Here is a 14,516-nt window from a genome sequence, read left to right as displayed (position 1 = left end):
AGATTGAACCCTCGCCGGACCCGCGCAGGGCTGCATCGCGTTGGTGACGCACGCGCTTTTGACGAATTCCAGATTTTTCCGCGCCGCCGCTTGTTAAGCGGAGGCTGCCTCCGTATCTTCCGATCAAGCGTCGGACGCATCGTGTTCGGACGGCGCTATTCGACAGCGGCCACGGCGGTGGCGCGCTGCGCGATGACTCATGTCCAAATCTGATCGGAGCCTTGTATGAACCACTCCATCAGCCTCACCGTGAACGGTGCGCGGCGCGATTTCGTCCTCGACGATCCGCGCGTCACGCTGCTCGATCTCCTGCGTGAGCGCCTTCATCTGACCGGAACCAAGAAGGGGTGCGACCGCGGCCAATGCGGCGCCTGCACCATCCTGGTCGACGGCAAGCGCATCAATTCCTGCCTCGCGCTCGCCATCAGTCATGACGGGGCCGACATCCTCACCATCGAAGGCCTCGCGCGCGGCGACCAGCTCCATCCCGTGCAGGCCGCCTTCATCGCACATGACGGCTTTCAATGCGGCTTCTGCACGCCGGGCCAGATCATGAGCGCGATCGGCATGATCAGAGAAGGCCAGGCCGGCAACGATCCCGAGCGCGTCCGCGAATGCATGAGCGGCAATCTGTGCCGCTGCGGCGCTTACGTCGGCATCGTCGATGCCGTGCTGGACGCGCAAGGACAGATGGACGAGACCAATCAGAGGCGCTCCGCATGAAACCGTTCGACTATGTCAGGCCGGCCACGGTCACTGAAGCCGTTGCTGCCGCGGCCCAGCCGGGCGCGGTGTTTCTTGCAGCCGGCACCAACCTGCTCGACCTGATGAAGGGCGGCGTCAGCCGTCCGGACCGGCTGGTCGACGTCACGCATCTCGATGGGCTCGATCAGATCGAGACCCTCTCGGACGGGTCATTGCGCATCGGCGCGCTGGTGCGCAATGCCGATCTCGCCCATGATGTGGACTTCGCGCGGTCCTATCCCGCCGTGGCCGAAGCGCTGCTCTCCGGAGCGTCGGCTCAATTGCGCAATGCCGCCACCGTCGGCGGCAATTTGTTGCAACGGACGCGCTGCGCGTATTTCTACGACACCGCCAGCCGCTGCAACAAGCGCGCACCTAGCTCCGGCTGCGACGCGCGCGACGGTGAGAACCGCAGCCATGCCGTGCTCGGCTGGAGCGAGAGCTGCATCGCCACGCACCCCTCCGACTTCTGCGTGCCGCTGGTCGCGCTCGATGCCATCGTCGAGATCGAGGGCAGAGACGGCCGGCGCGAAATCGCGCTGGACGAGCTGCACCGCCTGCCGGGCGATGCGCCCGAGCGCGAGTCGGTGCTCGAGCCTGGCGATCTCATCGTCGCGGTACGCCTGCCGGCCGCCGCGCGCGGCTTTGCCGCGCATGCGCGTTACCTCAAGGTCCGCGAGCGCACCTCCTATGCCTTTGCCGTCGTCTCGGCTGCGGCCGCGCTGCGGATCGAGAACGGCAGGATCGCGGAAGCACGGCTCGCGCTCGGCGGCGTCGCCGCAAAACCCTGGCGCGCTCGCGCAGCGGAAGACGTCCTCAAGGGCGTTGCGCCGGCGGCGGACGCGTTCCAGGAGGCGGCCCGGCGTGCGCTCGAGGGCGCAAAACCGTCCGGCGACAACGCCTTCAAGATCGAGCTCGCGCGCCGCATCGTCGTGCGCGCGCTGACCTTGGCCGCCGCCGGCACGCCCGCGCGTATCCCCGCGCTGCCGGCTTCTCCCTTTGCCTCGACGTCCGGAGCCCTCCATGTCTGAGCTCAATTTGACCAGTGCGCCCGCCCATCTCAGGCACGGCTCGAATATCGGCCAGCCGCTGACCCGCCGTGACGGCATCCTCAAGGTGACGGGGCAGGCAAGCTATGCCGCGGACAATCATCCGCCCGGCATGCTGTTTGCCGTGATGGCCGTCTCGAGCATTGCGCGGGGCCGTGTGGTCTCGCTCGATGTCGCTGCCGCAAAACGCCATCCCGGCGTCGTCGACGTCATGACGCCCGATCACAAGCCAGCGCTCGCGATCGACCCCGACCTCAAGACCAATCCGTTCGTATTCCGGATGGAGGTGTTGCAGAGCAATGAGGTCCGCTACGCCAATCAGGCGATTGCGGTCGTGATCGCTGAAACGCTGGAGGCCGCGACGGAAGGCGCCGCGCTGCTGGCCCCACGTTACGAGGTGCAGCCTGCGCTGGTCGGCCTCGATGCCGGCGAGAGCTTCGTGCCGCCGGTCGTCGGCGTCGGTAATCCCACGGAAAGCCATCGCGGCGATGTCGAGGCGGGCCTCGCCGCGGCCGACAAGCAGATCGACGCGATCTACGAGACGCCGCCGCAATATCACAATGCCATGGAGCCGCACGCGATCGTGGCGCGCTGGGAGGGTGACAAGCTCTTCTTGGACACGCCGAGCCAGGCCATGGTGATGGCTCGCGGCCGCGTCGCCGAGCTGTTTGGCCTCGCGCCGGAGAAGATTCACATCCGCAGCCCGTTCCTCGGCGGCGGCTTCGGCTCGAAGGGCTTCCTGACCGGGCCGCAGATCCTCGGCGTGATGGCGGCGAAGCTGGTCGGCAGGCCAGTCAAGCTGGTGCTCCGCCGCGAGCAGATGTATGGCCCGGTCGGCCACCGGGCGCCGACGCGCCAACGCCTGCGCCTCGGCGCCGATGGCGAGGGCCGCCTGACTGCGCTCGATCATCACGCGCGAACCGTGTCGAGCACCTTCGACGATTTCTACGAGCCCGCCGCCGATGCCTCGCACACGCTCTACGCGGCGCCCGCGATCCGCACCTCGCACGATGCCGTGCGCGTCAACACCGGCACGCCGCTGTTCATGCGCGCGCCGGGCGAGGCGACCGGCTCGATCGCGCTCGAGAGCGCGATCGACGAGATGGCCTGGGCCTGCGGCATGGATCCGCTCGCTTTCCGCCTGAAGAACTACGCCGAGGTCGAGCCGATGACGGGGCGGCCGTTCTCCTCCAAGGCGCTGCGCGCCTGCTACGAGCAGGGCGCCTCGCGCTTCGGCTGGGCCAAGCGTCCGCTGCAGCCGCGGCAGATGCGCGACGATGCCGGCCTTCTGGTCGGCTGGGGCATGGGTACGGCGACCTTCCCGGCGCTGATGTTCCAGGCCGAGGCGCGCGCGGCGATCCGCCGCGACGGCTCCGGCGTGATGGAGATCGGCGCGCATGACATGGGGCAGGGCGCCTGGACGGCGCTGGCGCAGATCGCGGCCGATTCCGTCGGTCTCGACATCGACCGCCTCGACTTCAGGTCCGGCACGTCCGACCTGCCCGATGCCGGCATCGCCGGCGGCTCGGCGCACACGGCAACCGCAGGCGCTGCGATCCACAGCGCCGGTGCCGCCGTGATCGGAAAGCTCGCCGATCTCGCCACAAGCGACGAGCGCTCGCCGCTGTTCGGCGCCGGCAATGCCGGCGTGATCGCGCGCGACGGCAGGCTGATCCGCCGCGACGATGAGAGCCGCAGCGAGAGCTATGCCGGGATTCTGGCGCGCGCGGGCGTTGCCGAAGTGGAGGCGCGCGGCACCGGCGCGCCGAACCCTGCGGCGATGGAGCAATATGCGATGCATGCCCATGGCGCGGTGTTCGCCGAGGTGAAGGTCGATCCCGAGCTCGGCCAGGTTCGCCTCACCCGCATGATCGGCGCCTTCGCCGCCGGGCGCATCGTCAATCCGCGCATGGTGCAGAGCCAGCTGTTCGGCGGCATGATCTGGGGCATGTCCTTCGCGCTGCACGAGGCGGCAATCACAGACCGGCGCAGCGGACGGATCATGAATGCCAATCTCGGCGAGTACCACATCCCCGTGAACGCCGACGTGCCGCCGCTCGACGTCATCACGGTCGAGGAGCACGATCCGCACGTGAATGCGCTCGGCATCAAGGGTGTCGGCGAGATCGGCATCACCGGCAGCGCCGGCGCGGTCGCCAACGCGGTCTGGCACGCCACCGGCGTGCGCGTCCGCAACTTTCCGATCCGGATCGAGGAACTGCTGACGTAGCTCTAGCTCTTCCGAAACAGGCGGCCCCGGAGTGCCTAGGAGTCCGGGGCCATAACCTCAGCACCTTTGCGCGAGGCTGCTCGGCTACGGCTCCCAACATATCAAGCTGCGGTTCGCGGAAATTGCGGTGGCTCAATATCCGCTAGATCCTCGGCTCCGTAGGATTGCGGAGGGACCGTCAGAACGTCGGCGGCGTGCAGGCCGAGATCACCTCGCACGGTTTGCCGCCGACGCAGCGGAAGCGATGCGGGCGGCGGCTCTCGAAATAATAGGCATCGCCGGGATTGAGGATGCGGCGCTCGTCCTCGACGGTGACCTCGAGCTTGCCCGAAATCACGATGCCGCCTTCCTCGCCGTCATGGACGAGATGCACGCGCCCGGTGTCGCTGCCGGGCTCGTAGCGCTCCTTCAGGATCTGCAGGCTGCGGCCGAACAGATTGTCGCCGACCTGCCGGTACGAGATCGGCTTCTTGCCGACTTCGGTGAGCTCCTCGGCGCGGTAGAAGATCTTGCGCCTGGACTCCGGCTCCAGCGCGAAGAACTCGGCGAGCCCCATCGGGATGCCGTCGAGGATGCGCTTGAGCGCGCCGACCGAGGGGTTCATCTGGTTGGATTCGATCAGCGAGATCGTCGAATTGGTGACGCCGGCGCGCTTGGCCAGCTCGCGCTGCGACAGCTTGTGGCGCGCCCGGATGAATCGCAGCCGTCCACCGATGTCGACGCTCATGTTCTGGTCCTTGCCCTGGGTCCCGTGTTGCAGGTGTTGCGGATCGCGCAAATATGGACCGGCAGCCCCAGTCAAATCAATGGCTTGCAGGTCGCCAGAAAAGGACTTGTTGCGCCATCCAAGCCATGGCTCAGCTATGGGGTCAGCACAGGAGCGCGGCCGTGACCCTTCATCAGATTCCGAACACCATCAAGACCGATTCGTACTGGATGCCCTTTACGGCCAACCGGCAGTTCAAGAAGTCGCCGCGCCTGTTCTCCTCGGCCGAGGGCATGTACTACACCAGCGTCGATGGCCGCCAGGTGATCGACGGCTCCGCCGGGCTCTGGTGCGTCAATGCCGGCCACGGCCGCAAGCAGATCGCCGCCGCCGTCGAGCGCCAGCTGATGACGCTGGACTTCGCGCCGTCGTTCCAGATGGGCCATCCGCTGGCATTCGACTTCGCCGAGCGTCTCGCCGAGATCGCCCCAAAGGGCCTCGACCGCGTCTTCTTCACCAATTCCGGCTCCGAGTCGGTCGACACCGCGCTGAAGATCGCGCTGGCCTATCACCGCGCCAACGGCCAGGCCAGCCGCACCCGCCTGATCGGTCGCGAGCGCGGCTATCACGGCGTCGGCTTCGGCGGCACCTCGGTCGGCGGCATGGTCGCCAACCGCCGCGCCTTCACCACCCTGCTGCCAGGCGTCGACCACATCCGCCACACCCATGATCTCACCCGCAACGCCTTCGCCAAGGACCTGCCCGAGCACGGCGCCGAGCTCGCCGACGATCTCGAGCGTCTGGTCGCCCTGCACGGCGCGGAAACGATCGCCGCCGTCATCGTCGAGCCGGTGCCGGGCTCGACCGCGGTGTTGCCGCCGCCGAAGGGATATCTGCAGCGCCTGCGCGAGATTTGCGACAAGCACGGCATCCTCCTGATCTTCGACGAGGTCATCACCGGCTTCGGCCGCCTCGGCACGCCGTTCGCCGCCAACTTCTTTGGCGTCACGCCGGACCTGATGACCACGGCCAAGGGCATCACCAACGGCACCGTGCCCTGCGGCGCCGTGTTCGCGAGCCGCAAGGTGCACGACGGCATGATGACCGGCCCGGAGAACCAGATCGAGCTGTTCCACGGCTACACCTATTCGGCGCATCCGGTCGCCTGCGCCGCGGGCATCGCGACGCTCGACATCTACAAGGACGAAGGCCTGCTCACGCGCGGCGCCTCGCTCGCCGAATACTGGCGCGATGCGCTGCATTCGCTCAAAGGCCTGCCGAACGTCGTCGACATCCGCAATTGCGGCCTGATGGGCGCGGTCGAGCTCGCACCGCGGAACGGCGTGGTCGGCGCGCGCGGCTACGACATGCTGGTCGAATGCTTCAACAACGGCCTCTATCTGCGCACCGGTGGCGATTCCGTCGCGATGTCGCCCCCGCTCATCGTCGAGAAGAGCCACATCGACCAGATGATCTCGATCCTCGGCGACGCCATCAAGAAGGTGGCCTGATAATTGCTCTCGCCGCTAGCGAGTTGTGTCCTTGCAGCGGCGAGCGCCGCGGGAGTTTGACGAAGCGTGAAAGTTCTGATCCTCGGCAGCGGTGTCATCGGTGTCACCTCTGCCTACTACCTCGCGCGTGCCGGCCATGAGGTGACGGTCGTCGACCGCCAGCCGGAGCCGGCACTGGAGACCTCCTTCGCCAATGCCGGCGAGGTGTCGCCCGGCTATTCCTCGCCCTGGGCCGGCCCCGGCGTGCCGGTCAAGGCGATCAAGTGGCTGTTGATGAAGCACGGCCCGCTGGTGATCCGGCCGAAGCTCGATCCGGTCATGTGGGTCTGGCTGCTCAAGATGCTGCGCAACTGCACCAGCGCGCGCTACGCGGTCAACAAGAGCCGGATGATTCCGATCGCGGAATACAGCCGCGATGCCTTGCGTGATCTGCGCCGCGACATCGGCATCCAGTATGACGAGCGCTCGCAGGGCACGCTGCAGCTGTTTCGCTACCAGGCCCAGCTCGACGGCACGGCCGAAGACATCGCCGTGCTCAAGCAATACGGCGTTCCCTTCGAGGTGCTGAGCCGGGAGGGCTGCATCGCGGTCGAGCCGGCGCTCGGCGGTGTGAAGGAGAAGTTCGTCGGCGGGCTGCGCCTGCCGCAGGACGAGACCGGCGACTGCCACATGTTCACGCAGGCGCTGGCCAAGCATGCCGGGGCGCTCGGCGTGCGCTTCCTGTTCAACACCTCGATCGACCGTATCGTCACCGATGGCGCGCGCGTCAGCGGTGTCGCCACCAGCGCCGGCCTGCTGCAGGCGGACGCTTACGTGCTCGCGCTCGGCAGCTGGTCGTCGCGGCTCCTGGCGCCGCTCGGTATTTCGCTGCCGGTCTATCCGGTGAAGGGCTATTCGATCACGGTGCCGATCAAGGACGCCTCCGGCGCGCCGGAATCCACCGTGATGGACGAGAGCTACAAGGTCGCGATCACCCGCCTCGGCAATCGCATCCGCGTCGGCGGCACCGCCGAAATCTCCGGCTATTCGGACAAGCTCTACGACGCACGCCGCGCCACGCTCGATCATTCGCTGACCGACCTGTTCCCCCGCGGCGGCGATCTGTCCAAGGCGACGTTCTGGAGCGGCCTGCGCCCGATGACGCCGGACGGCCCGCCCGTGATCGGCCGGACCCACTACGCCAACCTCCACCTCAACACCGGCCACGGCACGCTCGGCTGGACCATGTCGTGCGGCTCGGGCCGCGTGCTCGCTGACATGCTGTCGGGGAAGAAGCCGGACATCGACGTCAGTGCGTTGTCGGTGGAGCGGTACAAGCACCGGTTTGGCTAAGGCTCTATCCCTCGTCATTGCGAGGAGCCCTTGCGACGAAGCAATCCAGGCTGTCTCCGCGGTGAGACTATGGATTGCTTCGCTGCGCTCGCAATGACGGGGATGGAGTTGTGTTCGCGGTTTGATAACAGAGCTACCCCGCCCCCGTCACGCAATTCACCCACAGCACCACGGCCTTCGCATCCCGCGCCGGATTGGAAAACCGGTGCGGCCGTCGGCTCGCGAAACGAAAACTGTCGCCCGTCTTCAGCGACCACGTCTGGCTGTCCACCGTCAGCATCATCTCGCCTTCGAGCACGAGCCCGGCCTCTTCGCCGTCGTGGGTGTAGAGCTCGTCGCCGGTGGAGCCGCCGGGCTCAAGATGCACCAGGAACAGATTGAGCTTGTTGTCGCTGCTCGCCGGGCTCAGCAATTGCTTGGACACGCCCGTGCGCCACAGCTTCAATTCGGGCCGCTGCACTCCGCGCGTCACCACCTGATCCGATGCGCCGTCGGCGCTCGGGCTCGCGCCGAACAGCGCGGCGATGCCGACGCCGAGCACGTCGGCGAGCGTCGCCAGCACCCGCAGCGACGGCGACGACAGCCCGCGCTCGATCTGGCTGAGGAAGCCGATCGACAGCTCCGTGCGCGCGGCGACCGTCTCCAGCGAGAACTGCCTGACTCGCCTGAGATCCCGGATGCGGCGGCCGACCGCGACGTCCATCGCCGGCTCGGCCGGCTTGGCAGCGGCTTTGGCTTTCACCTTGGCCGGCCTGTTCCTGGCCGGCTTTGCGGCGGCCGGTTTGCGCATTCTTTTGCCACCGCTCACGTCAAACCGCTTCCTTCATGTGCATGAAAACCGCTTGCATCACCCGCAAAAGTGTGACCAAATTTTCATATTGGTGAAAATAGGCCGAAACGGGCCGGCCCGCAACGTTTGATCGCGACATGCGCGCGCCGCCGCCGGCCAGGCCCAAAAGGGGGATGCGATGAAGCGTTTTGTTCAGGCCGCAGTTGCGGCGCTCGCCATTGCCACAGCGGTGCCGGCAGCGGCGCAACAGGCTCTGAAGGTCGGCTCGACTCCGACGGGCATTCCCTTCACCTTCCTCGACACCAAGACCAACACCATCCAGGGCATCATGGTCGATCTCATCACCGAGGTCGGCAAGGATGCCGGCTTCAACGTGCAGATCGAGCCGATGGCGTTCTCGGCGCTGATCCCCTCGCTGACTTCGAGCAAGATCGACATCATTGCGGCAGCGATGTTCATCACGCCGCCGCGCAAGGAGGTCATCGACTTCTCCGACCCGATCTACAGCTACGGCGAGGGCCTCGTGGTGCCGAAGACCGACACCAAGGCTTACGCCACGCAGGAGGATCTGAAGGGCCAGACGGTGGGGGCGCAAGTCGGCACCGCCTTCGTCGACGCGCTGAAGAAGACCGGCCTGTTCTCCGAAGTGAAGGCTTACGACACCATCCCGGACATCCTGCGCGACGTGAACACCGGCCGCCTCAAGGCCGGCTACGCCGACTATCCGATCCTCGCCTACAATCTGAAGCAGGGCGGCTTCCCCGAGGTGCGCCTGGTCGACGGCTACAAGCCGGTCACGGTCGGCTCGGTCGGCATCGGCGTGCGCAAGGGCGAGAGCGCACTGCTCGGCAAGATCAACGCTTCGCTGGCGAAGCTGAAAGCCAACGGCACCATCGACAAGATCCTCGATAAATGGGGCCTGAAAGCACAAGGTTGATCGATAGAAGCTGATCGAAGGCTGCCCGATGAAAGGCTTCTGGCGCGACGCCGTCGAGTTCTTCCCGATCCTGCTGAACGGCGTCGCGCTGACGATCATCGTCACGATCGGCTCGCTGTTGCTGTCGACGGTGCTCGGCCTGGTCTGGGCGATGATGCGGGTCTCCGGCATCAAAGCGCTGTCGATGCTCAGCGCCAGCCTGATCAACGTGATCCGCGGCATCCCGATCATCGTGCTGTTGTTCTACCTCTACTTCGTGATGCCCGATCTCGGCGTTACGCTCAGCGCGTTGCAGGCCGCGATCCTCGGGCTCGGCATCGCCTATTCGGCCTACCAGGCCGAAAACTTCCGCGCCGGCATCGAGGCGATCGACAAGGGGCAGATCGAGGCGGCGCAGTCGATCGGCATGGGCTGGTGGCTCACCATGCGCCGCGTGGTGCTGCCGCAGGCCGTGCGCATCGTGCTGCCGCCCTACGGCAACGTCATGATCATGATGCTGAAGGATTCCTCGCAAGCCTCGACCATCACGGTCGCCGAGCTCGCGCTGCAGGGCAAGCTGATCGCGTCCTCGACGTTCAAGAACACCAGCGTGTTCACGCTGGTCGCCCTGATGTACCTCACCATGAGCATTCCGCTGATCCTCTTGGTCCGTCACTTCGAGAAGCGGGCCGGCAAGCGATGATCGAGCTGAGCGACGTCCACAAGAGCTTTGGCAAGGTCGAGGTGCTCAAGGGCATCACGGCGAGCGTCGAGAAGGGTGAGGTGGTCTGCATCATCGGCCCCTCCGGCTCCGGCAAGTCGACCATCCTGCGCTGTATCAACGGCCTCGAAAGCTACGACCGCGGCGAGATCAGCGTCGAAGGCTTGAGGGTCGATCGCGACGCGCCCTCGATCGTGAACATCCGCACCCAGGTCTCGATGGTGTTCCAGCGCTTCAACCTGTTCCCGCATCGGACAGCGCTGGAGAACGTGATCGAGGGGCCGCTCTTCGTGAAGAAGGAGCCGCGCGCCCAGGTACTCGAGCGCGGCCGCGCGCTGCTCGCTCAGGTCGGGCTTGCGGAAAAGGCCGATGCGCATCCGCCGCAGCTCTCCGGCGGGCAGCAGCAGCGCGTCGCCATCGCGCGGGCGCTCGCCATGCAGCCCAAGGCGATCCTGTTCGACGAGCCGACCTCGGCGCTCGACCCCGAGCTGGTCGGCGACGTCCTCGGCGTCATGCGCAAGCTCGCCGACGACGGCATGACCATGGTCGTCGTCACCCACGAGATGGGCTTTGCGCGCGACGTCGCCGATCGTGTTCTGTTCATCGATGGCGGCGTCATCGTCGAGCAGGGGCCGGCGAAATCGGTGCTCAATCAACCGCAGCACGCGCGGACGCAGGACTTCCTGCGCCGCGTGCTGCATCCGCTCTGACCGGTTTCGACATGACGCGCCTGCCTCTGCCGCCCTCGCTCTATGCCGATACCGCCGTGGCGCCGGTTGCCACGCCGCCGCTCGATGTCGACAAGAGCGTCTCGGTCGCGATCGTTGGCGGCGGCTACACCGGCCTTTCCACCGCGCTGCATCTGGCCGAACAGGGCGTCGAGGCGCTGGTGCTGGAGGCGCAGGAGCCGGGCTGGGGCGCGTCGGGTAACAATGGCGGCCACACCAATCCCGGCCTGAAGCACGACCCTGACAAGATCGAGGCCGATTTCGGCACCGAGCTCGGCCGCCGCATGATCGCGTTCGCCTACGGCACGACCAACTTCACACACGATCTGATCCGCCGCTACCAGATCCCGTGCGAAGCGCGGCAGAACGGCACGTTGCGCGCAGCTTACAATGAGAGCAGCGCCGCTGCGATCGAGAAGACCGCGCAGCAATGCATCCGCCGCGGCATGCCGGTGACTTATCTGAACCGCGAGCAGCTCCGCGACATGACCGGCACCGATCGTTACATCGGCGCGATGTTGGATGCGCGCGGCGGCGATCTGCATCCTCTCAGCTACGCCCGTGGTCTTGCCCGCGCCGCGATGTCGGCGGGCGCGAAGGTTCATGGCGGGACACCGGCATTGTCGCTACGCCGCGAGGGAACGCGCTGGCGCATCGAGACGCCGCGGGCGGTGGTTCATGCCGACAAGGTCCTGCTCGCCACCAACGGCTTCACCGACGATCTCTGGCCGGCCCTCCGACGCACCATCGTGCCGGTGTTTTCCTCGATCGCCGCCACCGCGCCGCTGTCCGACGCAGTCTCCCGTTCGATCATGCCGACGCGCCCCGTCCTCTACGAGAGCGGCCATATCACGGTCTACTATCGCATCGATCAGCAGAACCGTCTGTTGATGGGCGGGCGCGGCCCGATGCGCTGGATCAGGTCGCCGCATGACGTCGCCTATCTCATGCGTTATGCGGAGCGACTCTGGCCGCAGCTCAAGGGCGTTGCCTGGACCCACGGCTGGAACAGCCGGCTCGCCATCACCGCGGACCATTATCCGCATGTGCACGAACCCGCCGAGAGCGTTTTGATCTCGCTCGGCTGCAATGGCCGCGGTGTCGCGCTTTCGACTGCGATGGGCGCGCAGCTCGCCCGCCGCCTGATCGGCGGCACCAAGGCCGAGATCGACATGCCCATCACGGGCATCAAGCCGATCCCGATGCACGCGTTCTGGCCGGTCGGCGTGACCACCGCCGTGATCGCGGGCCGGGTGCGGGACCGGCTCGGCATATGAAGAAGGCGCCGCTCGGTGAGGAGCGACGCCTTGCTCGAATCTTAGATCGGCTTTAGCAGCGACCCTGCTTCCAAAGTCCGGGCGGGCACGCGTGACCGCGCCAGCCGACCTTGCGACCGTGGTACCAGCCGAACGACTTGCCATGGTGATGATGGCCCATCTTGTGGCCATGACCATGTCCATGTCCGTGCCCACCCTTCGCCAGTGCGGGGCTCGTAAATGTGAAGCCGGCCGCAATGATCAGCGAGGCGGCGAGCGCAAGTTTCTTCATGATGTCCTCCGGTGGGGGCGAGCGCATTTGTCCGTTCAGTGAACGAACGGTGGGAGAGTAAGTTCCCTGCGAATGTGGAGGAGTCGTGACGCTCGCCTGGATGCGCAATTGCGCTGGCGCTCAACGTGCGCTGGCATGTCGAGCGAAGTCAAGCCTCCGCCACCGCATCGGCCCAGGGTTGGAAAATCTCGACCGCGCCGGAATTGACCTCGCCCTCGCGCATCACGACGCTCGGGCAGGCGAACTTCTGCGGCAGCGCCTGCACGCGACTCTCTTCATAGTCGAAGCGCGCGGCCAGCGCCTCGCGCACCTCCGCCGGCAGGCGCGCATCGCCGATCACCACCGCGCCTTCGCTGGCGTCGATGCGCGGCTGGTGGATGGCGGCGTCGAGGTCCATGCCGTAATCCATCGCGAAGGACACGAGCTGCATCACCGACGGCAGGATACGGCGACCGCCGGAGGCGCCGACCGCGAGGCGCTTGCCGTCCTTGGTCTCGGCGATGACGGGCGTGTAGTTGCAGAGGCAGCGCTTGCCGGGTGCAAGCGAGTTGGTGGTGCCGGCTGTCGGGTCGAACCACATGATGCCGTTGTTCATGGTGATGCCGGTGTGCGGTGTCACGTAGCGCGAGCCAAAGGACGACAGTAGCGTCTGCGTCACCGCCGCGATGTTGCCGTGACGATCGACCACCGAGAAATGCGTAGTGCAGGCCGGCGCCAGATATTCGGCGCCGAGCGAGCGCTTGCCGTCGGCATCGCCCATATCCTTGAGCCGTTCGCGGAAGGCGGCCTGCAGGGCGAGCGCATATTCGACATAGGCGCCGGCATCCGGCGCGCCTGCCGGCGTCAGGCTCTGCTGCAACAGCCGCAGCGCATGCGCCATGGTCGGCCCCGCGGTGAGCTCCGGGGTCGCGAACACCTCGCCTTCGCGATAGGGGATCGCCAGCGGCGCGCGCAGATGGGCGCGGAATGCGGCGAGATCCTCCACCGACAGCGAGCCGCCGTCGGCCTTGATGTCGGAAGCAATGCTCCTGGCGAGATCGCCCTGATAGAAATCGCGCGCGCCCGCGTCGGCGAGATGTGTCAGCGTCGCCTTCAGGGCGTCCTGCGGCAGCCGCGTCTCGAATTTGATGCCCCAGGGCGCGGTTGGGGGCAGGCCGTCCTTCAGATATGCGGCCGCGCTCGCGGGGTATCGCCTGAGATCGGCGGCCGAGCCCGCGATCGTCACCGTCGTCCACCAATCGACCAGCAGGCCTTCGCCGGCAAGCCGAGCTGCCGGCGTGACCAGATCCTTCCACGGCATCTTGGCGTAGCGGCGGTGCGCCTCTTCCATTCCGGCGACGACACCGGGTACGGCGATCGAGCCGGGGCCGTGGATGTTGCGATCGTCCTTCACCCTTGGCCAGGGAAACAGGTCGGACGACGCGCCTTCGCCGCTGAGCGGATAATCGGCCGTGCGCAGGCTTTGCGGCGCGCACATGCCGTAGTCGATCACCTCATAGCGATTTTCCTTGGCGCGGTAGAGCACCATCGCACCACCGCCGCCGATACCGCTGTTCCAGGGCTCCAGCACATTGAGGGCAAACGTGGTCGCAACGATCGCGTCGACGCAATCGCCGCCCGCGGCCAGCACCTCTGCCCCGACTTCGGCCGCCCGCCGCGATTGCGAGGCGACGATGCCGCCCTTGGAGGTGACGGCGGGCTTGCGGACGGTCTGGTTGAGGCTGAACTGGTGAGGCATGGTGTCGTCTTGATGCTCGTCGATGGCTTCGCTGCGTTGAATGCGAGGCTCCGCAATTGGCGAAGCGCGCGGACAATGGCACATTGCCGCCAATGAGAACATCCAAAGGCAGGCGCGGCATGGCTGGTGTGATACAGGCGCGGGATGAGAGCTTTCGCTGCGGCCATCCTTCGAGACGCCCGCTTGAGGCGGGCTCCTCAGGATGAGGGCGGAGTGCGCGGGAGCAGTTTCAACGGACACTGATGCCAAGGAGCCTCATCCTGAGGAGGCGCGTCAGCGCCGTCTCGAAGGACGAGGCGTGCACGCAGGCGCCCTCGCGAGTCACATGCGATACTCTTGGCAGTGAGGTGCGGGGCTGCTCCCAAGCCCGTCATGCCCGGGCTTGTCCCGCCTGCGCGGCCGAAGCCGCTTCGGCGAGGCGAAGGGCCCGAGCATCCACGGCTTCGTATCCGCGCCGCCAAAACGTGGATGGCCGGGACAAGCCCGGCCATGACGGAAGATAC

Annotated in this window: 13 protein-coding genes; 9 read left to right on the top strand and 4 right to left on the bottom strand. The window is 66.6% G+C overall.

The window, feature by feature from the left end:
* Positions 1-225 precede the first annotated feature (225 nt).
* Genes I6F36_RS29805 through I6F36_RS29795 form a run of 3 tightly spaced genes read left to right on the top strand, consistent with a single transcriptional unit; the run spans position 226 to position 4,023 of the window.
* Positions 226-723: a (2Fe-2S)-binding protein gene (locus I6F36_RS29805; RefSeq protein ID WP_036011822.1), complete on the top strand. Its 498-nt coding sequence runs from the start codon at positions 226-228 to the stop codon at positions 721-723.
* Positions 720-1,775, top strand: a complete 1,056-nt coding sequence (locus I6F36_RS29800; RefSeq protein ID WP_225151667.1) for a xanthine dehydrogenase family protein subunit M — start codon at positions 720-722, stop codon at positions 1,773-1,775. Before I6F36_RS29805 ends, I6F36_RS29800 begins: the two co-directional genes overlap by 4 nt.
* Entirely contained in the window at positions 1,768-4,023 is a 2,256-nt protein-coding gene (locus I6F36_RS29795) for a xanthine dehydrogenase family protein molybdopterin-binding subunit (RefSeq protein WP_225172714.1), read from the top strand. The genes I6F36_RS29800 and I6F36_RS29795 overlap by 8 nt, the downstream gene beginning before the upstream one ends.
* A 178-nt stretch (positions 4,024-4,201) precedes the next feature.
* Here the strand turns inward: I6F36_RS29795 and I6F36_RS29790 are convergent, their stop codons facing one another.
* Positions 4,202-4,750 carry a cupin domain-containing protein gene (locus tag I6F36_RS29790; protein WP_018646206.1) on the bottom strand — a complete coding sequence of 183 codons (549 nt, stop codon included), beginning with the start codon at positions 4,748-4,750 and terminating at the stop codon, positions 4,202-4,204.
* 161 nt (positions 4,751-4,911) lie between these two features.
* Between I6F36_RS29790 and I6F36_RS29785 the strand changes: the two genes are divergently transcribed.
* A complete protein-coding gene (locus tag I6F36_RS29785) occupies positions 4,912-6,240 on the top strand; it encodes an aspartate aminotransferase family protein (protein WP_225114002.1) in 1,329 nt (442 codons plus the stop codon).
* A gap of 66 nt (positions 6,241-6,306) precedes the next feature.
* Positions 6,307-7,572 carry a D-amino acid dehydrogenase gene (locus I6F36_RS29780; RefSeq protein ID WP_225172713.1) on the top strand — a complete coding sequence of 422 codons (1,266 nt, stop codon included), beginning with the start codon at positions 6,307-6,309 and terminating at the stop codon, positions 7,570-7,572.
* Between the two features lie 133 nt (positions 7,573-7,705).
* Here the strand turns inward: I6F36_RS29780 and I6F36_RS29775 are convergent, their stop codons facing one another.
* Entirely contained in the window at positions 7,706-8,362 is a 657-nt protein-coding gene (locus tag I6F36_RS29775; protein ID WP_192893337.1) for a helix-turn-helix domain-containing protein, read from the bottom strand.
* Positions 8,363-8,540: 178 nt separating this feature from the next.
* Here I6F36_RS29775 and I6F36_RS29770 point away from each other — a divergent pair, with 178 nt between their 5' ends.
* The 4 genes from I6F36_RS29770 to I6F36_RS29755 are packed head-to-tail and all read left to right on the top strand — an operon-like array spanning position 8,541 to position 12,004.
* Positions 8,541-9,299, top strand: a complete 759-nt coding sequence (locus I6F36_RS29770; protein WP_225147772.1) for an ABC transporter substrate-binding protein — start codon at positions 8,541-8,543, stop codon at positions 9,297-9,299.
* Between the two features lie 28 nt (positions 9,300-9,327).
* Entirely contained in the window at positions 9,328-9,981 is a 654-nt protein-coding gene (locus I6F36_RS29765) for an amino acid ABC transporter permease (RefSeq protein WP_024341720.1), read from the top strand.
* Entirely contained in the window at positions 9,978-10,709 is a 732-nt protein-coding gene (locus I6F36_RS29760; protein ID WP_036011798.1) for an amino acid ABC transporter ATP-binding protein, read from the top strand. The genes I6F36_RS29765 and I6F36_RS29760 overlap by 4 nt, the downstream gene beginning before the upstream one ends.
* 11 nt (positions 10,710-10,720) lie before the next feature.
* The gene (locus tag I6F36_RS29755) at positions 10,721-12,004 is read left to right on the top strand and encodes an FAD-binding oxidoreductase (protein WP_225153483.1); all 1,284 of its coding nucleotides are present in this window, start codon (positions 10,721-10,723) and stop codon (positions 12,002-12,004) included.
* Positions 12,005-12,056: 52 nt separating this feature from the next.
* Here I6F36_RS29755 and I6F36_RS29750 read toward each other — a convergent pair whose 3' ends face one another.
* Positions 12,057-12,275, bottom strand: a complete 219-nt coding sequence (locus I6F36_RS29750) for a hypothetical protein (RefSeq protein ID WP_081494583.1) — start codon at positions 12,273-12,275, stop codon at positions 12,057-12,059.
* Positions 12,276-12,423: 148 nt separating this feature from the next.
* Entirely contained in the window at positions 12,424-14,013 is a 1,590-nt protein-coding gene (locus I6F36_RS29745) for a gamma-glutamyltransferase family protein (protein WP_225172712.1), read from the bottom strand.
* Positions 14,014-14,516: the final 503 nt, after the last annotated feature.

This window comes from Bradyrhizobium sp. BRP19 (assembly GCF_020194195.1).
GTDB classification, from domain to species: Bacteria; Pseudomonadota; Alphaproteobacteria; order Rhizobiales; family Xanthobacteraceae; genus Bradyrhizobium; species Bradyrhizobium yuanmingense.
Note: the sequence above shows the minus strand (reverse complement) of the source record. Positions and strands in the feature narration are given on the sequence as shown.